Consider the following 19,625-nt stretch of genomic DNA (forward strand, 5'->3'; position numbering starts at 1 on the left):
GGCGATGGACCGCACCCCAGCGACCGGGGCCGCTCCGGCGGCCCCGGTGCCGGTCCGCCTGCTGACCGTCCTGTACGACCCGGACTGCTCGCTCTGCTCCTTCGTCCGCCGCTGGCTGGAGCGCCAGCGGCAGATCGTGCCGCTGGACCTCGTCCCGGTCGGCTCCGACGAGGCCCGCCGCCGCTTCCCGGAGCTGGACCACGCCGCGACCCTGCGCGAGATCACCGTCGTCGGGGACTCCGGACAGGTCTACCGCGACGACGCCGCCTGGCTGGTCTGCCTGTGGGCCCTGGCCGAGTACCGGCCGATGGCCCACCGCCTCAGCACCCGCGCCGGAGCGCCCGTCGCCCGGGCCGCCGTGCTCGCCGCCGCCCGCTACCGCGAGGCGCAGTGGGGCGGCGGGGCCGCCGCGACGGGCTGGGGCGGCCGGGTCCACCCCAGCGGCGAGGGCTGGTCCTACGACCCCAAGGACGGCTGGACGCACCGTGCCCCGGGCGCCGTCCCGGACGCCTGCGCGGACGGCTGCGCCCCGCCCGGTTAGGCTCACGGACGTGGAAGAAGCACCCCCCGGCACGACCCCCGGGGCACCCCGGCCCCCCAAGAGCGAGCAGACGCGCGCCCTGATCCTCGAGACGGCCATGCGGCTGTTCGAGGAACGGGGTTACGACAAGACGACGATGCGCGCCATCGCCAAGGAGGCCGGGGTCTCGGTCGGCAACGCCTACTACTACTTCGAGGGGAAGGAACACCTCGTCCAGGGCTTCTACGACCGCCTCGCCGCCGAGCACGCGGCCGCCGTCCAGGGCCTCCTGGACGGCGGCGGGGACAGGGACCTGGCGGTGCGGCTGCTCACCGTCATGACCTCCTGGATCGACGTGGCACGCCCCTACCACCAGTTCGCCGCGCAGTTCTTCAAGAACGCCGCCGACCCGGCGAGCCCGCTCAGCCCCTTCTCCCCCGAGTCGCACCCGGCCCGCGACGCCGCCATCTCCATCCACGAACGGGTGCTCTCCGGCTCCGACATCAAGGTCGACGCCGAACTGGCCGAGGTGCTGCCCGAGCTGATGTGGATGTACCAGATGGGCATCGTCGTCTACTGGGTCTTCGACCACTCCCCCGACACCGAGCGCACCCGCCGGCTGGTCGCGCGGACCGCTCCACTGGGCGCGCGGATCCTCAGGCTCTCCCGCTACCGGCTGCTGCGGCCGATCGTGCGTGAGATCCGCGAGCTGCTCTCGGAGTTCCTCTTCCGGCGCTGAGCCGGCCCGCCGCTCCACCTCCCCCACCGGTCGTACGGAGCACCCCCGTCAGCCCACGGCGGGCTCGGCCAGCACCGCCCAGACCGTCTTGCCGTACCGGCCGCGCTCCCGGACGCCCCAGGTGTCCGAGAGCGCCTGCACCAGCCGCAGACCGCGCCCCGACTCGTCACCGTCCCCCGCGTCGCGCGGCACGGGGCGGGACTGCGCATCGCCGTCGGAGACCTCGACGACGCACGAACCGTCGCTGTGGACGGTCACCGCCACCTCGAACTCCCGCTCCAGGAGCGGACTGTGCCGTACGGCGTTGGTCGCCAGCTCCGACACGACCAGGACGACCGAATCGACGGTCCCGCCCTCCTGCTCCCAGCCCTCCAGGTGGTCACGTACCCGGTGCCGGGCCAGCCCGACCGACGTCGGGTGCCGGGGCAGCCGGAACGCACTGCGCCTCATCAGGTCACTCTCCCCATGAGCGAACGCCCCCCTTCCGTTGCGCCATCCCTTACCAGTTTCGGCGCGGGGAATGCGCTCCGTGTCGGATTGTTCCCACTCGGTGAGAACTTTCCGGCCACATTCAGGCGCGCGGTGAGGCGAGGGTCACGATCGTGATGTCCGAGGGCGCGCCCACGCGGACCGGCGGGCCCCAGGCCCCCGCGCCACGGGTCACGTACAGCTGGGTGTCGCCGTAGCTCTCCAGGCCGGCCACCGTGGGATTGGCCAGTTCCGCGATGTAGTTGCCGGGCCACAGCTGCCCGCCGTGGGTGTGTCCGGACAACTGCAGGTCGACGTGGTGCCGGGCCGCCTCGTGGATCATCACCGGCTGGTGGGCGAGGAGCACGACCGCCCGCGCGGTGTCCCGGTCGCCGAGCGCCTTGGTGTAGTCGGGGGCGTGGTCGTGGTCCGCGCCGCTGATGTCGTTGACCCCGGCCAGGTCGAAGCCGGCGAGTTCGGTGCGGGCGTTCTCCAGCGGGTGGACGCCCAGGTCGCGCACGAAGTCGATCCAGGGTGCGGCCCCGGAGAAGTACTCGTGGTTGCCGGTGACGAAAAAGCTCCCGTCCCGCGCCCGGAGCCGGGCCAGCGGCTCCGCCGCGGCGCCCAGTTCCGGCACCGAGCCGTCGACCAGGTCGCCGACGATGGTGACGAGGTCCGGGCGGGCCCCGTTGATCGTGTCCACGATCCGCTGGGTGTGCGCCTTGCCGAGGATCGGGCCCAGGTGGATGTCGCTCACCACGGCGATCCGGTAGCCGTCCGCGCTCGCGGGGAGCTTGGCGAGCGGCACGGTGACGTACTTCAGGCGCGGGCCGCGCAGCACTCCGTACGTGCCCTGGCCGACCGTCACCCCCGCGGCCACGGCCGCCGCGGCACCGACCGTACGGGCGACGAACAGACGCCTCGTCTGCCCGGCGGGTGCGGGCTCCGGCCGCGGCCCGGGATCCGCGGTGTCCAGCCCGGCCGGCTCGGCGGCCCCGGCCCCGGCCTCCCGCACGCCCCGGGACCGGTCCCTGCGTTCGAGCGCGCCCCGCAGCAGCGGCCGTACGGCCTCACCTGCCAGTACCGCCAGCGTCAGGTACAGCAGCACCGCCAGCCACAGGTAGCCCGGCCAGGCCAGCCAACGCTCGGCCGCCAGCGGCAGCGCCCGCCCGCCGACCAGCGCGCCCAGGCTCAGCAGCGGCAGGACGACCGCCAGGACCGTCCCCGTCCGCCGCCACCAGCCCCCGGGCGCGGACACGTCGCGGACCAGCCGTCGCCACAGGTAGTAGTGCACCCCGCCGAGGAGGGCCAGGACGGCCGCGACGACGGCGACCACCACGAGGATCACCGGGCGGCCCGCAGCGCTCTCAGACCGCGGACGCCGAGGACGCCGATCGCGGTGCCCAGCACGAGGGAGGTCACCGCCAGCGTCAGGTGCACCCAGAAGTACGTGGTGGGCGAGCCGTGGTCACCGCCCTCGAAGGCGAGCCCGCTGGCGTCCTTCCACAGGTTCTTGACGAACGTCGTCCATACGATCCAGCTCCACACCCCGAAGGCGGTCAGGAACCAGGACACGGGGCGGCTGAGCTTCATGCGACCAGTATGCGGGCCGCCGTGCGGCCCCCTCCCCCGGGGTCGTCCCGCCGCCCGTACCGCGGGCCGCCGCCCAAGACGCCCGTGGGCACCGCCCGGTTGCACATCCGGGACGTGGGATCGGTCACGGCCCGATCGGCCCCCCACGCCTGCCGCAGGTCCCGGACGGCCTGTAACTTCTCATCGTGCCGAACTCCTCCCCCCGCGCCGCGCGCCGTTCCGCCCTGGTGCTGTCCGCCCTCGCACTCGCCGGTGGTACGGCCCTGACCGCCGCGCCCGTCGCGCACGCGAAGACCCCGTCCCCCTCCGCGACCCCGACGCCGCCCGCGCAGATGTCGACGGTCGGCGGGGAACGGCTGGGACAGCCCGGCACCCAGGTCAGCCCGCTGACCGGTGCTCCCGCCCTGCCCGAGAAGCTCACCTCGCGGTCGTGGATCGTCTCCGACGCCGAGACCGGGCAGGTGCTGGCCGCCCACAACGCGCATTGGGAGCTGCCGCCCGCCAGCACGCTCAAGATGCTGTTCGCGGACACGGTCCTGCCGAAGCTGGACAAGTCGCAGACCTACCAGGTGCAGCCCTCCGACCTCGACGGCGTGGGCGCGGGCAGCAGCCTCGTGGGCATCAAGGAGAACCTCAGCTACACCGTCCACGACCTGTGGCTCGGTGTCTTCCTGCAGTCGGGGAACGACGCCGTCCACGTCCTGTCCTCCATGAACGGCGGCGTGGACGCGACCGTCCTGGAGATGCAGCGCAAGGCCGAGGACCTCCAGGCGGACGACACCACCGTGATCTCCCCCGACGGCTACGACATGCCCGGCCAGGTCTCCTCGGCGTACGACCTGACCCTCTTCGCCCGCGCCGGACTGCAGAACGCGGACTTCCGCGAGTACTGCTCCACCGTGCGCGCCAAGTTCCCCGGCGAGTGGAAGACCGTCAAGGGGAAGAAGGGCAAGAAGGGCACGAAGAAGCGCGGCTCCTTCGAGATACGGAACACCAACCGGCTGCTCTCCGGCGACTACGACCTCGCGACCTACGACGGCATCGCAGGCGTGAAGAACGGCTACACCACCAAGGCGGGCAACACCTTCACCGGTGTCGCGCAGCGCGGCGACCGCACGCTGCTGGTGACCGTCATGCACCCCGGCGAGGGTCACAACATGGCCTACAAGGAGGCCGCGAAGCTGCTCGACTGGGGGTTCCAGGCGGACGGCATGGTGACCCCCGTCGGCACCCTGGTGCCCCCGAAGTCCGCCATCGCGTCGGCCTCGCCCTCACCCTCCGCCTCCCCCAGCAGGCAGGCGCGGGCCCAGGCCGCCCCGCACGCCTCCTCCGGTCGCGGCGGGGCGTGGACCGCCCTCGCGCTCGCCGGCGGCTCCGTCCTGGTCGTCGCCGCCCTGGCCTTCCTCGTACGGCGCCGCTGGCCGCTGCCGCAGCGGACGTCGACGGCAGCCATCCCCGCCCCGACCAAGCCCGGCGACGACGCGCCCGCGAAGACCGCCGAGGCGGACACGGAGACGGACGCCGGAAAGGCGGACGCCGAGAAGGCCGACGCCGCGACGGCGGAGGAAGGGCCGAAGGAGGCCACCGAGAAGGCGGACGAGGCCAAGGAGGCGGCCGCGGAGGAGGAAACCGAGCGGGAGACGCCCGCGCCGCAGGACGAAGCCACGGCGGACCGTCCGGCCTGACCGCCGGCCGACGTGGCCTGATCCGTCACGTCCCGCTTCGCCGGCCGGCGGCGCCCCACTAAGGTCGGCCCGAGCCGGAAGATCGTTCCCGTCGGTCCTGCGGCCGGACTGCGGCCGGTGGCTCCCGCCTCCGGCCGCAGTCGTGTCGTGCCACGCGCACATGCCCCCGGCCCGGGGGGCGCTCGACGGCGCACGTGCGGCTCGTGCGCCCACCCCGCTGCGACCGCCCCCTGCCACGCGGGCCGCCCTGCCGGTACCCAGGAACCAGGCAAAACCGGTACGGGAGGGGAACACGCCATGGGCATGTTGTCGGTCTTCGGGCTCGTCCTGGGTCTCGTCGCGGTCGCCTACTGTCTCCGCTCGGCACTCCGGGCCAAGACCCCCGCCGGACGCGCCGGATGGTTCATGGCCGCCCCGGCGGCCGTGCTCGCCGGGGTCTACCTCGTGGGCTACATCCTCGTCACCGTGCTGGTGCTGGCCGCCGCATGGTTCACCGTCGCCCACTTCCTGCGCTGAACCGATGAGTTCCCGGCGGCCGGCCGGTCCACCTCCGCGTACACCCGACACCGGAGGAGACCACGATGACCGCCACCACCACGACCGCCCCGTCCCGCGACCACAGCCGGGCGAACACCGCCGTGTGGGCGCTGCAGATCCTGCTCGCCCTGTTCTTCGCGCTCGCCAGCGCCACGCCGAAGCTCATCGCGCACTCCTCGGCCGCCGAGAGCTTCGACACCATCGGCTACGGCAGCTGGTTCATGTACCTCATCGGCGCCCTCGAACTCGCCGGTGCCATCGGCCTCGTCGTCCCGCGCCTGGCCGGGATCGCGGCGGTGGCCTTCATCGGACTGATGGCCGGCGCGTTCACCTTCCAGGTCGTCTACTTCGACGGCGAGAACGCGGCCACGCCCGTCGTCATCGCAGCCCTGATGGGCGTCATCGCCTGGCGTCGTCTGCGCCGCGCGTGACCGCGTACGCCACGAAGTCCGCCCACGCGCCCGGCGTGAACGTCAGCCGGGCCCCGACCCGGTCCTTGGAGTCCCGCACCAGGACCGCGCCGCGGCCGAACGCGACCTCGACGCAGTTGCCTCCGCCGGTATCGCTGTGGGTGGACCTGAACCACGTCAGCTCGCCGGTCATGGCCGCAGCTCCTCCGCGAGTTTCCCGATGTACGCTTCCGACTCCTCCGGGCCAAGGGCCCGCCGGAGGATCATGGCATGCCGCTGGGCGATGATGCTGACCTTCTCCGAGTCCGAGTGCAGCACACCGGTCTCGTGCCCCTCGACGTAGGCGAGGTGGAGGTGTTCCGCTGTCTCCAGCAGGACGAAGGGGCCGTTGAGGCCCGGATGTGCCCCGCCGAAGGGCATCGCCTGGATGTCCACGTTGCGGCGGGCCCCGGCCTCCAGCAGGCGCTCCAACTGCCGGACGTGCGCCTCCCCGCCGCCCACGGGGTACCGCAGCGCCGCTTCCCCGATCGTGAAGCTGAACGCCCTTGTCTGCTTGTCCAGTAGGGCCTGCCGCGCCATCCGTGCGGCCACGCGTTCCTCGATGGTCTCGTCGTCCAGCGGGGGCCAGTGGGCGCGGAACAGCGCGAGCGCGGTCTCCTCGGTCTGGAGCAACCCCGGGATGAACTGGGGCTCGTACGTGTTCAGCGCGATCGCCTCGGCCTCGTAGCGCATGAAGTCCCGGGCGTACGACAGGAACCGCTCGGGTTTGAGGAACGCCTCCGCCGCCGTGAGTTTGCCCTGTGCCCCGCACAGCCCGTCGGCGATCTGGAGCAGCCGCTGGGTCGGGCGGCGTCGCCCCTGCTCCATCGACTTGACGGTCTCGTAGCCGTACCCCGCCTCGTCGGCCAGTTGCTCGCGCGTGACGCCGGCGTGTTCGCGCCAGAGCTTGACCTGGTTGCCGCAGTACCGCCACGCCATCGGGGGCGGGGACACCTCACTGGCCACTCGGGTACAACCACCCTCCGTACTCGCGCCGCTACTCCCGACGGTACGCCACGACCTGCACTTTTGAGCCATGGACGAGACAACTCCCCCTGCCGAGTGGTGGTTTTCGCGCCACCCGCGCAGCGTCGGGCGGGCGCGGGCCAGGCTGCGGGAACAGGCCCTCGTGTGGGGCCTCGGCGCCGAGGCGACGGACACCGCGGTCCTGCTGCTCAGCGAGTTGATGGGCAACGCCGTCCGCCACGCGCGGGTCCCACCGGACCGGCGGATCGCCGCTCGCGCCGCCCTGGCCTCGGGGACCCTGCGGGTGGAGGTCTGCGACGCCGGCGACGACCCGCCCGTACCGCGGCAGGCGTCGGCGACGGACGAGTCGGGACGCGGGCTGGCGCTCGTGGAGTTGCTCGCCGACGCCTGGAACGTTCAACCTCGGCCGTACGGCATCGGTAAAACGGTCTGGTTCGAACTCAGAGTGACAAAACCATCCGTAAACAGTAGTGACCAGTGGCCTGATCTCGACGTAGGGTTCGCGCCATGGACAGTGACCTGGGACTCCTGAACGTCATCGACGTCGAGGCGACGTGCTGGGACGGCGAGCCGCCGCAAGGCTCGGTGAGCGAGATCATCGAGATCGGGCTGACCGTCGTGGACCTCGTCGCGGGCGAGCGCGTCGCCCGCCACCGCGTCCTCGTACGGCCCGCGCGCTCCGCCGTGAGCCCCTTCTGCACGCAACTGACCGGCCTGACGCAGGCCGAGGTGGACTCGGGCCTGGACTTCACGGACGCGTGCAAGCTGCTCGCCGTCGAGCACCGGGCGGGGTCGCGGGCGTGGGCGAGCTGGGGCGACTACGACCGTCACCAGTTCAACCGCCAGTGCCGGGCGACCGGTACGACGTACCCCTTCGGCAGCCGGCACATCAACGTCAAGACGCTCTTCACCCAGGCCCACCGCCTCACCAAGCGCCCCGGCATGGCGGAGGCGCTCCGGCTCGTCGGGCTGCCCCTCGAAGGCCGCCACCACCGCGGCGAGGACGACGCGTGGAACATCGCCGCCCTCGTCGTGGACCTGGCGCGCCGGGGCGCCTGGCCTGCGACGCCGGCCTACTGACGGCCGGGCCCTTCCGCGTCGTCAGGCAGTCTCGGGCCGCTCGGGCCGCTGGGGCCGCGCGTGCTCCGGCCCGCCCGGCCCACCCGGCTCGTCCTTGCGGGCGGCGGCCGCTTCGGCGCTGTGCGGGGTGGCCGTCCAGGCCGCGCAGTACAGCAGCAGCTTCGCCGTGAAGTTGATCCACAGCAGCAGCGCGATGGGCACCCCGAAAGCGCCGTACATGCTCTTGGTGGCCACGCTCTGTAGGTAGCCGCTGATGAGCAGCTTCAGCACCTCGAAGCCGATCGCGCCGATGAGGCTCGCCACGACGACGTCGCGGCGGTTCGGGGTGACCCCGGGCAGCAGGGTGAGCAGGTAGGCGAGGATCAACAGGTCCACGAGGACGGCGATGCAGAAGCCCGCCACCGACAACAGGGCCCGCCCCGGACCGTGTTCGTCGAGGCCGATGGCGTCGCCGAGACGGCCGACGGCCGTCCCGGCGAGGGCCGAGCAGGCGACGGAGAGCAGGGCGACGACACCCAGGCCGACCAGGACGCCGAAGTCCTTGAGCTTCTGGACGAAGGGGTTCTCGGGCTCGTCGTCCTTGTGCCAGACCGCCCTGAGGCAGTCGCGCAGGGCGCCGACCCAGCTGACGCCGGTGACGACCAGCAGGACGGCGGCGATGGTGCCCACCGTGCCCGCGTTGTCGACGAGCCCACCGATGTTGAGCTGGTCGGCGATGCCGGGGACCTGCTCGGCCAGCTTGTCCTCGAGTTCCTTCAGCCGGCCGGGGGACAGCAGGGCCGCGCCGACGGCGGCGCCGACCGTCAGCAGCGGGAAGAGCGCGACGAAGCTGACGAAGGTGATGGCGGCGGCGAGCCGCGTCCAGTGCACGTCCTCCAGATGTTCGTACGTGCGCCAGGCGTGGGTGCGCATGAGCCGCGCGATCCACGGTCCGACCACTGGGAGCCGAGTCAGCCATTCCATACCGCGCGCCTACCCTCCGTCACGACGTGCACTCTAGGTGGCGGTCGTCGTCGCGGTGGTGATCGCGTCCAGGACACGCTCCGTGTCGGCCTCGGATGTACGCCAGTTGCTGAAGGCCGCCCGCACGGCGGGCACGCCGTGGAGGACCGTCGGGGTGAGGAAGGCCTCCCCGGAGGCGGCGACGGCGCGGACGAGCGCGTCGACGCGCCCGGGTGTCGGGTCGTCGGCCAGGGTGAAGCAGACGACGTTGAGCCGGACGGGGGCCAGCAGCCGCAGACGGGGGTCGGCCTCGATGCGCTCGCCGAGGCGCCGGGCGCAGGCGGCGTTGCGTTCGACGACCTCGCGGTGGCCCTCGCTGCCGTAGGCGGTGAGGGAGAACCAGGCGGCGAGGGCCCGCAGCCGGCGGGAGTTCTCGGGGGTGAGGTGGAGGAAGTCCGGGTCGGGGAGGGACGGCAGGCCCAGGTAGGGCGAGTCGTTGTGGAAGACCCGGACCTGGAGATCCTGGCGGCGGGTGAACTGGACGGCGGCGTCGTAGGGCACGTTCAGCCATTTGTGGAGGTCGACGCAGACGGAGTCCGCGGCGTCGATCCCCTCGGCGAGGTGCGCGTACGCGGGTGACAGCGCGGCGAAGCCGCCGAACGCGGCGTCGACGTGGAGCCAGAAGTCGTGGCGCTCCTTCAGGGCGGCGATCGCGCGCAGGTCGTCGAAGTCGACGGTGTTGACGGTGCCCGCGTCGGCGACCACGACGGCGGGGCGGCCCTCCAGCGACTCCAGCGCCGCGGCGAGGCGGCCGACGTCCACCGCCTCGCGGCCACCGGGCAGCACCGGTACGCGGGTCAGGGACGACCGGCCGAGGCCGAGCACGGACAAGGCCTTGCCGATGCTGGAGTGCGGGGTTCCGGACAGCACCGTCACCGGGCCGAGCGCGGTCAGCCCGTCGCGGGACACGGACAGCCCCCGCCGTTCGCCGAGCCACTCGCGCGCCACGGCGAGGCCCACGGTGTTGGAGACGGTCGCACCGGTGACGAAGGCACCGCTGTGCTCCGCGCCGAGGCCGAGCATCGCGCGGAGCCAGCCGACGGTCTCGCGTTCCAGGGCGGCGGCGGAGGAGTCGCCGCCCGCCGAGACGTTCTGGTCGTAGGTACTGGTGAGCCAGTCCCCCGCGACGGCGGCGGGGGTCGCTCCCCCGGTCACGAAGCCCAGGTAGCGCGGTCCGGCGCTGCCCGAGAAACCGGGTGCCCAGCGCTGCTCGAAGAGCGCGAGCGCGCCGTCGGCGCCGGTCCCGGTGACGGGGAGGGGCTGCGGCTCGGGTGCGGGCCCGGGGCGGGCGGCCGGCCGGTCGTCGACGGCCGCCAGCTCACGGGCGGCCAGGTCCCTTACCGCCTGGAGGAGTTCGGGGAGGTGTGCGCGGTCCGCGGCGAGTGTGGGGTGCATGGCGGCAGCGTAGGCGGGCGGTCGTGCGCGGCTCCGCCCGGCGGGCTCACGCGTGCGGTGGTCCTCCCGCGGGAGCCGGGCTGAGCGGCTCGCACGCACCGGGCTGGTGCGGCACGAGGGGATGCCCGGCGCCGCCGAAGGGGTAGTCCCGCACACTGCGCCAGACGCCCTCGTCGTCCTGCTCGTACAGCGAGAAGCAGCTGACGGTCCAGGTGGCGACGAAGTCGGACAGCTCCGTCTCGGCGCGGTCCAGCGCCTCGTCGGGGATGCCGTGGCCGATGGTGACGTGCGGGTGGTACGGGAACTGGAGCTCGCGCCGGACCGGGCCGGAGCGGACCCGCTCCTGCAGGTCGGCGCAGTCGAGGCCGCCCTGGACGAGCTCGACGTAGACGACCGGGGTGACCGGCCGGAAGCTGGCCGTGCCCTCCAGCCGCATGGGGAAGGCGCGGCCGGTGGCGGCGACCTCGGCGAGGTGCTCCCGGAAGGCCGGGAGCAGCGCCGTGTCCACCTCGGTGGGCGGGAGCAGCGTGACGTGGGTCGGAATGCAGTACGCCAGCGGGTCTCCGTAGCCGGCGCGGCGCTGCTGCAGCAGGCTGCCGTAAGGCTCGGGGACCGCGATCGACACGCCGATCATGCGGTTTCCCACGTGTTCACCCCTTCCCCGGGTCGGTTCGCGGCATCGTACGCACGCCGTACGACACCACTGCGTCAGCTGCCAGTGTGACGCGCGCGCGGCCTCCCGCGCGAGCGTCGTCCGTCACACCTGCGCGGGACCTAAGGCCCCTCTTTCCGGGCGTCCACGGGCGCGGAAGGAGCCGTCAGTGCTTCGCGGGCAGGAAGCCGATCCTCTCGTACGCCTTCGCCAGGGTCTCCGCGGCGACGGACCGGGCCTTCTCGGCGCCCTTCGCGAGGACCGAGTCCAGCGTCTCCGGGTCGCCCAGGTACTCCTGGGTGCGCTCGCGGAAGGGCGTGACCCATTCCACGAAGACCTCCGCGAGGTCGGTCTTGAGCGCACCGTAGCCCTTGCCCTCGTACTTCTGCTCGAGTTCCGGGATACCGGTGCCGGTGAGGGTGGAGTAGATGGTCAGCAGGTTGCTGACGCCCGGCTTCTCCTGCTCGTCGTAGCGGATCACGGTGTCGGTGTCGGTGACCGCGCTCTTGATCTTCTTCGCCGAGGTCCTGGGCTCGTCGAGGAGGTTGATCAGGCCCTTCGGGGACGCCGCCGACTTGCTCATCTTCGACAGCGGTTCCTGCAGGTCGTAGATCTTCGCCGTCTCCTTGACGATGTAGGCGCCGGGGATGGTGAAGGTCTCGCCGAACCGGCCGTTGAAGCGCTCCGCGAGGTCGCGGGTGAGTTCGATGTGCTGGCGCTGGTCCTCGCCGACCGGGACGGCGTTCGCCTGGTACAGCAGGATGTCCGCGACCTGCAGGATCGGGTACGTGAACAGGCCGACGGTGGCCCGGTCCGCGCCCTGCTTGGCGGACTTGTCCTTGAACTGCGTCATGCGGGACGCCTCGCCGAAGCCGGTGAGGCAGTTGAACACCCAGCCGAGCTGCGCGTGTTCGGGGACGTGGCTCTGGACGAACAGGGTGCAGCGCTCGGGGTCGAGCCCGGCGGCCAGCAGCTGGGCGGCGGCGAGCCGGGTGTTGGCGCGCAGCTCGGCCGGGTCCTGCGGCACGGTGATCGCGTGGAGGTCCACGACCATGTAGAAGGCGTCGTGGGACTCCTGCAGGGCCACCCACTGGCGGACCGCGCCCAGGTAGTTGCCCAGGTGGAACGAACCTGCGGTGGGCTGGATGCCGGAGAGCACACGGGGACGATCGAGAGCCATGGCACTCATTCTCTCAGGTCCGCGCGGATTCCACGGCCGCGGTGGGAACCCGGGGGCGGGCAGCGGTGTAGTAGGGGTGACGGGAGCCGCACGGGGGCGGCGCCGGCGAGGGGAGGGGGTCCGCCACGGAGGCGGAGGCGGCGGTGATCGCGCGCGTACGCGCCGGTGAGCGGGAGGCGTACGCGGAGCTGGTGCGCCCGCACGCGGACGTCGCGCACCGCACCGCCGTGCTGCTCGGCGCGGGCGCCGACGCGGAGGACGTGGTGCAGGTCTCATTCGTCAAGGCGTACCGCGCGCTCGCGACCTTCCAGGAGGGGGCTGCCTTCCGGCCGTGGCTGCTGCGGATCGTCGCCAACGAGGCGAGGAACGCCGGGCGGGCGGCGCGCCGTCTGAGGTCGGCGGTGGAGCGCAACGCCGTGCTGGAGGCCCTGCCCCTCGCGGAGGACGACCCGGAGTCGCTGGCGGTGTCGCGGGAACGCCGGACGGAGCTGCTGTCCGCCGTGCGGGCGCTGAGCGAGCCGCACCGGATGGTGGTCACCTGCCGCTATCTGCTGGACCTGGACGAGGAGGAGACGGCGACGGTGCTCGGCTGGCCGCGTGGCACGGTGAAGTCCCGGCTGCACCGGGCCCTGGCCCGGCTGCGGGCGGGGCTCGGCGAGCCGGTGCTGTCCAGCCCGCGCGACGACGGGGGGCGGCGCCCATGACCGACCGTCTCCCGGAGGAGCTGCGCGAGGTGGGCCGGCGGCTGCGGATCCCGGCGCCGTCACCCGACTCCGTCGCCGAGCAGGTGCTGGCCCGGCTGCTGGCCGAGGCGGTACCGGCCCCCGGCCGCGGCGCCCGGGCGCGCGCGTGGGCCGCGGCGCGCTGGCGTGCCCTGACGGCGGCGCTGTGCGGGCTGCTGGTGGTGCTCGTGCTCACCCCGCCGGTGCGGGCCGCGGTCGCGGACTGGTTCGGCTTCGGCGGCGTCGTCGTGCACCGGGACCCCTCCGCCCGCCCGAGCACGGGCGCCCCGCCACCGGTGCGGGGGGACGCGCCGCTGGACGGGGCGTACGTGCCGGCCGAGCTGGGCGAGCCGGACGGGGTGTCGGTGGTCGACGGGGGGCGGGTGCTGTCGATGAGCTGGCGGGTGGACGGACGCACGGTACGGCTCGACCAGTTCCGGGCCACGATCGACATGGTCTTCCTCAAGACGGTCGGCGACGCGGTCGAATGGGTCGATCTGGGCCCCGGGAACGACTACGGGGTGTGGTTCGCCGAGCCCCACTACGTCCGGCTCGTCGACCCCGACGGCGTTGCCCGCCGCGAGCCTCCCCGGACGGCCGGACCCACCCTCGTCTGGCAGCGCGGGCAGACGACGCTGCGCCTGGAGGGCGTCCCGGACCTGGCACGCGCGGTCACCGTCGCGAAGTCCGCCCGGCCGCGTTAGGGGCCTTGTCCGCGTGCCTCGTCCCGGTCCCCTTCCCCCGGACGGGAACCTGGCGGGCCCGGGCGGTGTAACAGGGGCATGACCGAGCGAGAGGGGGACCGGATGCGGATCAGAAGGATCGTCAGCTGGGCCGGAGTCACCGTCACGGCGCTCGCCGCCGTGGTCGGCGGTTCGGGCCCGGCGGCCGCGGGCGGGCCGACCAGCGTGATGCTGGTCGCTCCGGGCAGCGGCAAGGCCGCGGGCATCTACGCCAGTTCACCCGACTACCAGGAACTGGACCAGTCCATCGGGGACGGCCCGAAGGAGGACCCGCCGGACTCGCTGTCGGACGTGATGAACGACCACCACCGCCAGGTCACCGTGACGTGGCTGATCCACGACGTGTCGGTCTGGAAGGTGGACTATGTGTACCCGGACGGTCCCGGCGGTGCCTGGGTCCACTCCCGCACGGTGACCGACACGGGTCTGCCGGAGCAGGGTGTGTGGCGCAAGGCGGCTCAGCCGGAGGAGCTCGACCGCCTGCTCGGCCGGCTGGGCCTCATGGGGTCCGACAAGGGTCTCGGCGTCAGCGCCCCGGACTACCCGCTCGGCCCGGACGGCGCCACGACCGTCCAGGAGACCGCGGCGGCCGCACCGGATGACCCCGCCACCGCCGCGCAGGCCACGGCGGCCGGGGACGGCGGCGGACCGGACGGCTGGTGGCTGTCCCTGCCCGGGCTCGGCGTCGGCCTGCTCGTCGGTGGCGCCGGCACCTTCCTCGTCCTGCGCCGGATATCCCGGCACACACCCGGGGAGGGGCCCCGCCAGGAGCTCGTCGACGCCTGACGCGACGGGGGTGCGGACCACGCCGGCACGCACCCCCCGCGGGCGGCGGGTCAGCTCAGGTCGATCCCGGGGTAGAGCGGGAAGCCGGCCAGCAGGTCCGCCGCGCGCTGCGCGATCTCGTCGGAGACCTTCGCGTCCAGCACGTGCTGCGCCTTGGAGGGCTTCCCGGCCGAGGTGACGCCCGCCGTCGTGGCCGTGAGCACCCGGTCGATCAGCCCGGCGATCTCGTCCATCTCCCCCGTGCCGAGGCCGCGCGTGGTGAGCGCGGGGGTGCCGATGCGGATGCCGGAGGTGTACCAGGCCCCGTTGGGGTCCTGGGGGATGGAGTTGCGGTTGGTGACGATGCCCGAGTCCAGCAGTGCGGCCTCGGCCTGCCGGCCGGTGATCCCGTAGGAGGACTCGACGTCGATCAGGACGAGGTGGTTGTCCGTGCCGCCGGTCACCAGCGTGGCACCGCGCCGCAGCAGCCCCTCGGCCAGGGCCCGGGAGTTGTCCACGATGCGCTGCGCGTAGCTATGGAATTCGGGGCGGCGGGCCTCCGCCAGGGCCACCGCCTTGGCGGCCATCACGTGCGGCAGCGGGCCGCCGAGCACCATGGGGCAACCGCGGTCTACCTGCTCGGCGAGCGAGGAGTCGCACAGCACCATGCCGCCGCGCGGGCCGCGCAACGACTTGTGCGTGGTGGTGGTGACGATCTGCGCGTGCGGCACGGGGTCGAAGTCACCGGTGAGGACCTTGCCGGCGACCAGGCCCGCGAAGTGCGCCATGTCGACCATCAGCGTGGCGCCCACCTCGTCGGCGATCTCCCGCATGATCCGGAAGTTCACCAGCCGCGGGTAGGCCGAATAGCCCGCCACGATGATCAGCGGCCGGAACTCGCGGGCGGTCTTGCGCAGGGCCTCGTAGTCCAGCAGCCCCGTGGCGGGGTCGGTGCCGTAGCTGCGCTGGTCGAACATCTTTCCCGAGATGTTGGGCCGAAAGCCGTGCGTGAGGTGTCCGCCCGCGTCCAGGGACATGCCGAGCATGCGCTGGTCGCCGAGCTCGTGGCGCAGCCGCGCCCAGTCCTCCTCGCTCAGGTCGTTGACCTGGCGGGCCCCGGCACGCTCCAGCGCGGGCGCCTCGACCCGGGCGGCGAGCACGGCCCAGAAGGCGACGAGGTTGGCGTCGATGCCGGAGTGCGGCTGGGCGTAGGCGTGCTGGGCGCCGAACACCTCGCGCGCGTGCTCGGCGGCGAGCGCCTCGACGGTGTCGACGTTGCGGCAGCCGGCGTAGAAGCGGCGGCCGACCGTGCCCTCGGCGTACTTGTCGCTGAACCAGTTGCCCATGGTCAGCAGCACGGCCGGGGAGGCGTAGTTCTCACTGGCGATGAGCTTGAGCGAGGCACGCTGGTCCTCGATCTCCTGGCCGATGGCATCGGCCACGCGCGGCTCGACGCCCCTGATCACCTCAAGGGCACTGCGGAAGGCGGTGGATTCGGTGGAACCACTCGTCATGTCAGACCTCCTGCTGCACGGCACGGCATACGGGACGGCCCAGGCGCACGGCACACAGTTCACGGGCCGCTCCCCGATGGTCAATCCCATCCCAGCGCGCCAGTCACGACCCGTGGCCAGCCTAGCAACGCCCGTGGGGAAGCCGCCCGGCGCGAGGTTTCTTCGCATCCGGGACGAGCGACGATAGAAAGGGGCCCCACCGGGCCCCAGCGCCACAACTCCCGACGTACCACGAACGGAGCACTCACGTGTCGACCGCCGCCGAGCACATCGCCGCCGCCGAGGCGCACAGCGCCCACAACTACCACCCCCTCCCGGTCGTCGTCGCCTCCGCCGAAGGCGCCTGGGTGACGGACGTCGAGGGCCGCCGCTACCTCGACATGCTCGCCGGCTACTCGGCGCTGAACTTCGGGCACCGCAACGCCCGTCTCATCGAGGCCGCCAAGGCCCAGCTCGACCGTGTGACGCTCACCTCGCGGGCGTTCCACCACGACCGCTTCGCGCGCTTCTGCACCGAGCTGGCCGACTTGTGCGGCATGGAGATGGTGCTGCCGATGAACACCGGTGCGGAGGCCGTCGAGACGGCGGTGAAGACGGCCCGCAAGTGGGGCTACCGGGTCAAGGGCGTACCGGACGGCCAGGCCAAGATCGTCGTCGCCGCGGACAACTTCCACGGGCGGACGACCACCATCATCAGCTTCTCCACCGACCCCGAGGCCCGCGCGGACTTCGGCCCGTACACCCCCGGCTTCGAGGTCGTCCCGTACGGCGACCTGGCCGCGCTGGAGGCGGCGCTGGACGACCGCACCGTGGCCGTGCTGATGGAGCCCATCCAGGGCGAGGCGGGGGTCCTGGTGCCGCCCGCCGGGTACTGGGCGGGCGTGCGCCTGCTCACCGAGGAGCGCGGGATCCTCTTCATCGCCGACGAGATCCAGTCGGGACTGGGCCGGACGGGCCGGACCTTCGCGTCGGAGCACGAGGACGTCGTCCCGGACATGTACGTGCTGGGCAAGGCGCTCGGCGGTGGCGTCGTCCCCGTCTCGGCGGTCGTGTCCTCCGCGGAGGTGCTCGGGGTCTACCGGCCCGGCGAGCACGGCTCCACCTTCGGCGGCAACCCGCTGGCCTGCGCGGTGGCCCTGGAGGTCCTCGCGATGCTGCGCACCGGCGAGTACCAGCAGCGGGCCACCGAACTCGGCGACCACCTTCACCACGAGCTGGCACTGCTGACCGGCAGCGGCGCCGTCACGAAGGTCCGCGGCCGCGGTCTGTGGGCGGGCGTGGACATCGCCCCGGAGCACGGCACCGGCCGGCAGGTCTCCGAACGGCTCCTGGAGCGGGGTGTCCTGGTCAAGGACACCCACGGCTCCACGATCCGGCTCGCGCCGCCGCTGGTGATCTCCAAGGAGGACCTGGACTGGGGTCTCGACCAGTTGCGGGCCGTGCTGTCGGCCTGAGCCCCGGGAACCGGGTCCGGCTCCGGCTCCGGGTCCGGGTCCGGGTCCGGCCAGGGGTGTGCCCCGGCGGTCAGACGCCGTCGGGGCGGGCCACGGGGGACATCCGCGTCGTCACGCCGATGCGGTTCCAGGCGTTGATGGTGACGCACATGGCGATCAGCCGGGCCAGTTCCTCCTCGTCGAAGACCCGGGCGGCCTCGTCGTAGACCTCGTCCGGGACGCCACGCTCCCCGAGCCGGGTCACCGCCTCGCTCAGCGCCAGCGCGGCACGCTCACGCACGGTGAAGAACGGGGTCTCCCACCAGACGGTGAGCCCATTGAGCTTCTGCTCGGTCAGCCCGAGCTTGCGGGCGTCGTTCAGGTGCTGGTCCACGCAGTAGGCACAGCCGTTGAGCTGCGAGGCACGGGCCTTGACCAGTTCCTTGATCACGGGGTCCAGGCCGCTGGCCGCCGCCGCGTCCAGCGCGATCATCGCCTTGTAGAAGTCGGGGGCGGCCTTGCCGAGCACCATGCGCGGCGCGTGGGCGGGCACCAGGTCGTCCGCGCCGAGGTCGGACGGAGCGCCGGCGGAAGTCGTGATCATCGTCATGCGACCCAACGTAGTGACAAGGTGGCCTCGGCCCGTGGTCCACTTGGAGGGTGAACGAGTGGGCCATTTCAGGGGTAGACCTCCATCTGGACCTCGCCGGCGGCACCGGTGCGCGCGCCGGGCTGGAGGACGCGCTGCGTGAGGCCGTGCGCGACGGCAGGCTCTCCCCCGGCACCCGGCTGCCGTCCTCCCGGACGCTCGCCAAGGACCTGGGCGTCGCCCGCAACACCGTCGCCGACGCCTACGGGCAGCTGGTGGCCGAGGGCTGGCTGACCGCCCGCCAGGGCTCCGGCACACGCGTCGGCGACGGCTGGCGCGCGGCCGCCCCGCGCCGCGGCGGCCACGCCCGCGCCACCGCACCGCAACCGGAGGGCACCGCGGACCCCGCCGGCACCCCGCAGCCGGCCGGCCCGCAGCAGCCCCGGGAACAGGTCCCGTACGACCTGCGACCCGGCTCGCCCGACCTCGGCTCGTTCCCCCGCGCAGCGTGGTCCGCCGCCGCGCGCCGCGCCCTGGCGGCCGCGCCCAACGAGGCCCTCGGCTACACCGACCCGCGCGGCCGCCCCGAACTGCGCGAGGCCCTCGCGGCGTACCTGGGCCGGGTGCGCGGCGTGCGCACCACCGCGGAGCTCGTGGTGGTGTGCACGGGCTTCGTCCAGGCCGCCGGGCTGATCGGCCGTGCCCTGCGGACCCGGGGGGCCCGCAGCGTCGCCGTCGAGGCGCTCGGCTACCCGCACACCCTGCGCATCGTGCGGAGGGCGGGGCTCACCACCGTCCCGCTGCCCGTCGACGACGACGGGGCGCAGGTCTCCCTCCTCGACGCCGGCGTCGACGCCGCGCTGCTCACGCCCGCGCACCAGTTCCCGTACGGCGCCCCGCTCTCCCCCGCGCGGCGCACGGCCGCGGTGGCCTGGGCCCGCGCCACCGGCGGCCTGGTCGTCGAGGACGACTACGACGGGGAGTTCCGCTACGACCGGCAGCCGGTCGGCGCCCTGCAGGGGCTCGCGCCCGAGCACGTCGTCTACGCCGGAACCGCCAGCAAGAGCCTCGCCCCCGGGCTGCGGCTGGCCTGGCTCGCCCTGCCGCCCACCCTCGTGGAAACCGTACTCGCCGAGAAGGTCCTCGCCGACCACCAGTCCCCCGTGCTCGACCAGCTGACCCTCGCCGAACTCATCGTCTCCGGCGGCTACGACCGCCACGTGCGCCGGATGCGGCTGCACTACCGCCGCCGCCGCGACCGCCTCGTCACCGCGCTCGCCGCCCGCGCCCCCGCCGTGCGGGTGTCGGGCATCGCCGCCGGCCTCCACGCCGTGCTGCGGCTGCCGCCCGGCACCTCGGCCGACGCGCTGGTCGCACGGGCGCGCGAGCACGGCCTCGGCCTGCAGAGCATCACCGACTTCGGCGGCACGGAGGACGACGCGATCGTCGTCGGCTACGGCGCACCGCCCGAGCACGCCTTCTCCGGCTGCCTGGACGTCCTGTGCGCGCTGCTCGCCGCGCACACCGGCTGAGCACAGGAACGGCCCTCCGCCGCGCCCGTGCGGGGCGCGG

The 19,625-nt window shown here is 73.2% G+C and carries 23 protein-coding genes and 1 riboswitch; of the genes, 12 read left to right on the top strand and 11 right to left on the bottom strand.

Annotated elements, in window-relative coordinates; genetic code table 11:
- Positions 1-4: 4 nt before the first annotated feature.
- A complete protein-coding gene (locus ACFYYN_RS05975; protein ID WP_500544799.1) occupies positions 5-541 on the top strand; it encodes a thiol-disulfide oxidoreductase DCC family protein in 537 nt (178 codons plus the stop codon).
- A gap of 10 nt (positions 542-551) precedes the next feature.
- Positions 552-1,259 carry a TetR/AcrR family transcriptional regulator gene (locus ACFYYN_RS05980; RefSeq protein ID WP_500544800.1) on the top strand — a complete coding sequence of 236 codons (708 nt, stop codon included), beginning with the start codon at positions 552-554 and terminating at the stop codon, positions 1,257-1,259.
- A gap of 48 nt (positions 1,260-1,307) precedes the next feature.
- On the opposite strand, the gene ACFYYN_RS05985 is transcribed toward ACFYYN_RS05980, so the two are convergent.
- From ACFYYN_RS05985 to ACFYYN_RS05995, 3 genes are all read right to left on the bottom strand, one after another.
- Positions 1,308-1,712 carry an ATP-binding protein gene (locus ACFYYN_RS05985; RefSeq protein WP_500544867.1) on the bottom strand — a complete coding sequence of 135 codons (405 nt, stop codon included), beginning with the start codon at positions 1,710-1,712 and terminating at the stop codon, positions 1,308-1,310.
- A 118-nt stretch (positions 1,713-1,830) separates the two neighbouring features.
- Positions 1,831-3,075, bottom strand: coding sequence for a metallophosphoesterase (locus ACFYYN_RS05990; protein WP_500544801.1), 1,245 nt, complete (start codon positions 3,073-3,075; stop codon positions 1,831-1,833).
- Positions 3,072-3,320, bottom strand: coding sequence for an SCO4848 family membrane protein (locus tag ACFYYN_RS05995; RefSeq protein WP_018561248.1), 249 nt, complete (start codon positions 3,318-3,320; stop codon positions 3,072-3,074). Before ACFYYN_RS05995 ends, ACFYYN_RS05990 begins: the two co-directional genes overlap by 4 nt.
- 185 nt (positions 3,321-3,505) lie before the next feature.
- On the opposite strand from ACFYYN_RS05995, the gene ACFYYN_RS06000 reads away from it, so the two are divergent.
- The 3 genes from ACFYYN_RS06000 (at position 3,506) to ACFYYN_RS06010 (ending at position 5,973) form a co-directional block, all read left to right on the top strand.
- Positions 3,506-5,005: a D-alanyl-D-alanine carboxypeptidase family protein gene (locus ACFYYN_RS06000; RefSeq protein ID WP_500544802.1), complete on the top strand. Its 1,500-nt coding sequence runs from the start codon at positions 3,506-3,508 to the stop codon at positions 5,003-5,005.
- Positions 5,006-5,302: 297 nt separating this feature from the next.
- Positions 5,303-5,521 carry a hypothetical protein gene (locus tag ACFYYN_RS06005; RefSeq protein WP_500326555.1) on the top strand — a complete coding sequence of 73 codons (219 nt, stop codon included), beginning with the start codon at positions 5,303-5,305 and terminating at the stop codon, positions 5,519-5,521.
- A gap of 65 nt (positions 5,522-5,586) precedes the next feature.
- Positions 5,587-5,973, top strand: a complete 387-nt coding sequence (locus tag ACFYYN_RS06010) for a DoxX family protein (protein WP_500544803.1) — start codon at positions 5,587-5,589, stop codon at positions 5,971-5,973.
- On the opposite strand, the gene ACFYYN_RS06015 is transcribed toward ACFYYN_RS06010, so the two are convergent.
- Positions 5,942-6,145: a DUF397 domain-containing protein gene (locus ACFYYN_RS06015; protein ID WP_500544804.1), complete on the bottom strand. Its 204-nt coding sequence runs from the start codon at positions 6,143-6,145 to the stop codon at positions 5,942-5,944. The genes ACFYYN_RS06010 and ACFYYN_RS06015 overlap by 32 nt on opposite strands.
- Positions 6,142-6,957 carry a helix-turn-helix domain-containing protein gene (locus tag ACFYYN_RS06020; RefSeq protein WP_500544805.1) on the bottom strand — a complete coding sequence of 272 codons (816 nt, stop codon included), beginning with the start codon at positions 6,955-6,957 and terminating at the stop codon, positions 6,142-6,144. The genes ACFYYN_RS06015 and ACFYYN_RS06020 overlap by 4 nt, the downstream gene beginning before the upstream one ends.
- Positions 6,958-7,027: 70 nt before the next feature.
- On the opposite strand from ACFYYN_RS06020, the gene ACFYYN_RS06025 reads away from it, so the two are divergent.
- Positions 7,028-7,510 carry an ATP-binding protein gene (locus ACFYYN_RS06025; RefSeq protein ID WP_500544806.1) on the top strand — a complete coding sequence of 161 codons (483 nt, stop codon included), beginning with the start codon at positions 7,028-7,030 and terminating at the stop codon, positions 7,508-7,510.
- Positions 7,486-8,058, top strand: a complete 573-nt coding sequence (locus tag ACFYYN_RS06030) for a 3'-5' exonuclease (RefSeq protein ID WP_500544807.1) — start codon at positions 7,486-7,488, stop codon at positions 8,056-8,058. The genes ACFYYN_RS06025 and ACFYYN_RS06030 overlap by 25 nt, the downstream gene beginning before the upstream one ends.
- A gap of 21 nt (positions 8,059-8,079) precedes the next feature.
- Here the strand turns inward: ACFYYN_RS06030 and ACFYYN_RS06035 are convergent, their stop codons facing one another.
- The 4 genes from ACFYYN_RS06035 to trpS form a co-directional block, all read right to left on the bottom strand.
- Positions 8,080-9,021, bottom strand: a complete 942-nt coding sequence (locus ACFYYN_RS06035) for a YihY/virulence factor BrkB family protein (protein ID WP_500544808.1) — start codon at positions 9,019-9,021, stop codon at positions 8,080-8,082.
- A gap of 33 nt (positions 9,022-9,054) precedes the next feature.
- A complete protein-coding gene (locus tag ACFYYN_RS06040; protein WP_500544809.1) occupies positions 9,055-10,455 on the bottom strand; it encodes a pyridoxal phosphate-dependent decarboxylase family protein in 1,401 nt (466 codons plus the stop codon).
- Between the two features lie 46 nt (positions 10,456-10,501).
- Positions 10,502-11,101, bottom strand: a complete 600-nt coding sequence (locus ACFYYN_RS06045; protein WP_500326540.1) for a 2'-5' RNA ligase family protein — start codon at positions 11,099-11,101, stop codon at positions 10,502-10,504.
- A gap of 172 nt (positions 11,102-11,273) precedes the next feature.
- A complete protein-coding gene (gene trpS, locus ACFYYN_RS06050; protein WP_500326538.1) occupies positions 11,274-12,287 on the bottom strand; it encodes a tryptophan--tRNA ligase in 1,014 nt (337 codons plus the stop codon).
- Positions 12,288-12,430: 143 nt separating this feature from the next.
- On the opposite strand from trpS, the gene ACFYYN_RS06055 reads away from it, so the two are divergent.
- The 3 genes from ACFYYN_RS06055 to ACFYYN_RS06065 all read left to right on the top strand — a co-directional run bounded on the left by ACFYYN_RS06055 (position 12,431) and on the right by ACFYYN_RS06065 (position 14,538).
- Positions 12,431-12,991 carry an RNA polymerase sigma factor gene (locus ACFYYN_RS06055; RefSeq protein ID WP_500544810.1) on the top strand — a complete coding sequence of 187 codons (561 nt, stop codon included), beginning with the start codon at positions 12,431-12,433 and terminating at the stop codon, positions 12,989-12,991.
- Positions 12,988-13,713, top strand: a complete 726-nt coding sequence (locus tag ACFYYN_RS06060; protein WP_500544811.1) for a hypothetical protein — start codon at positions 12,988-12,990, stop codon at positions 13,711-13,713. Before ACFYYN_RS06055 ends, ACFYYN_RS06060 begins: the two co-directional genes overlap by 4 nt.
- 78 nt (positions 13,714-13,791) lie before the next feature.
- Positions 13,792-14,538: a hypothetical protein gene (locus ACFYYN_RS06065; protein WP_500544812.1), complete on the top strand. Its 747-nt coding sequence runs from the start codon at positions 13,792-13,794 to the stop codon at positions 14,536-14,538.
- A gap of 50 nt (positions 14,539-14,588) precedes the next feature.
- Here the strand turns inward: ACFYYN_RS06065 and ACFYYN_RS06070 are convergent, their stop codons facing one another.
- Positions 14,589-16,031: a glycine hydroxymethyltransferase gene (locus ACFYYN_RS06070; RefSeq protein ID WP_500544813.1), complete on the bottom strand. Its 1,443-nt coding sequence runs from the start codon at positions 16,029-16,031 to the stop codon at positions 14,589-14,591.
- A gap of 30 nt (positions 16,032-16,061) precedes the next feature.
- Positions 16,062-16,148: riboswitch (ZMP/ZTP riboswitch) on the bottom strand.
- Between the two features lie 131 nt (positions 16,149-16,279).
- On the opposite strand from ACFYYN_RS06070, the gene rocD reads away from it, so the two are divergent.
- Positions 16,280-17,485 (top strand): ornithine--oxo-acid transaminase, encoded by a 1,206-nt coding sequence (gene rocD / locus ACFYYN_RS06075; RefSeq protein WP_500544814.1) that lies wholly within the window; start codon positions 16,280-16,282, stop codon positions 17,483-17,485.
- A gap of 70 nt (positions 17,486-17,555) precedes the next feature.
- On the opposite strand, the gene ACFYYN_RS06080 is transcribed toward rocD, so the two are convergent.
- On the bottom strand, positions 17,556-18,074 hold the full coding sequence (locus ACFYYN_RS06080; protein WP_500544816.1) for a carboxymuconolactone decarboxylase family protein: 519 nt from the start codon (positions 18,072-18,074) through the stop codon (positions 17,556-17,558).
- A gap of 50 nt (positions 18,075-18,124) precedes the next feature.
- Between ACFYYN_RS06080 and pdxR the strand changes: the two genes are divergently transcribed.
- Positions 18,125-19,585 carry a MocR-like pyridoxine biosynthesis transcription factor PdxR gene (gene pdxR, locus ACFYYN_RS06085; protein ID WP_500544817.1) on the top strand — a complete coding sequence of 487 codons (1,461 nt, stop codon included), beginning with the start codon at positions 18,125-18,127 and terminating at the stop codon, positions 19,583-19,585.
- Positions 19,586-19,625 lie beyond the last annotated feature (40 nt).

The sequence above is a fragment of the Streptomyces sp. NPDC001902 genome (assembly GCF_042891295.1).
Classification (GTDB): domain Bacteria; phylum Actinomycetota; class Actinomycetes; order Streptomycetales; family Streptomycetaceae; genus Actinacidiphila.

What these genes read in the sequence shown, in the direction of transcription:
- ACFYYN_RS05975 (WP_500544799.1), top strand. Translation starts at nt 5, where the DNA reads ATGGACCGCACCCCAGCGACCGGGGCCGCTCCGGCGGCCCCGGTGCCG.
- ACFYYN_RS05995 (WP_018561248.1), bottom strand. Translation starts at nt 3,320, where the DNA reads ATGAAGCTCAGCCGCCCCGTGTCCTGGTTCCTGACCGCCTTCGGGGTG.
- ACFYYN_RS06005 (WP_500326555.1), top strand. Translation starts at nt 5,303, where the DNA reads ATGGGCATGTTGTCGGTCTTCGGGCTCGTCCTGGGTCTCGTCGCGGTC.
- ACFYYN_RS06010 (WP_500544803.1), top strand. Translation starts at nt 5,587, where the DNA reads ATGACCGCCACCACCACGACCGCCCCGTCCCGCGACCACAGCCGGGCG.
- ACFYYN_RS06015 (WP_500544804.1), bottom strand. Translation starts at nt 6,145, where the DNA reads ATGACCGGCGAGCTGACGTGGTTCAGGTCCACCCACAGCGATACCGGC.
- ACFYYN_RS06025 (WP_500544806.1), top strand. Translation starts at nt 7,028, where the DNA reads ATGGACGAGACAACTCCCCCTGCCGAGTGGTGGTTTTCGCGCCACCCG.
- ACFYYN_RS06030 (WP_500544807.1), top strand. Translation starts at nt 7,486, where the DNA reads ATGGACAGTGACCTGGGACTCCTGAACGTCATCGACGTCGAGGCGACG.
- ACFYYN_RS06035 (WP_500544808.1), bottom strand. Translation starts at nt 9,021, where the DNA reads ATGGAATGGCTGACTCGGCTCCCAGTGGTCGGACCGTGGATCGCGCGG.
- ACFYYN_RS06040 (WP_500544809.1), bottom strand. Translation starts at nt 10,455, where the DNA reads ATGCACCCCACACTCGCCGCGGACCGCGCACACCTCCCCGAACTCCTC.
- trpS (WP_500326538.1), bottom strand. Translation starts at nt 12,287, where the DNA reads ATGGCTCTCGATCGTCCCCGTGTGCTCTCCGGCATCCAGCCCACCGCA.
- ACFYYN_RS06060 (WP_500544811.1), top strand. Translation starts at nt 12,988, where the DNA reads ATGACCGACCGTCTCCCGGAGGAGCTGCGCGAGGTGGGCCGGCGGCTG.
- ACFYYN_RS06065 (WP_500544812.1), top strand. Translation starts at nt 13,792, where the DNA reads ATGACCGAGCGAGAGGGGGACCGGATGCGGATCAGAAGGATCGTCAGC.
- ACFYYN_RS06070 (WP_500544813.1), bottom strand. Translation starts at nt 16,031, where the DNA reads ATGACGAGTGGTTCCACCGAATCCACCGCCTTCCGCAGTGCCCTTGAG.
- ACFYYN_RS06080 (WP_500544816.1), bottom strand. Translation starts at nt 18,074, where the DNA reads ATGACGATGATCACGACTTCCGCCGGCGCTCCGTCCGACCTCGGCGCG.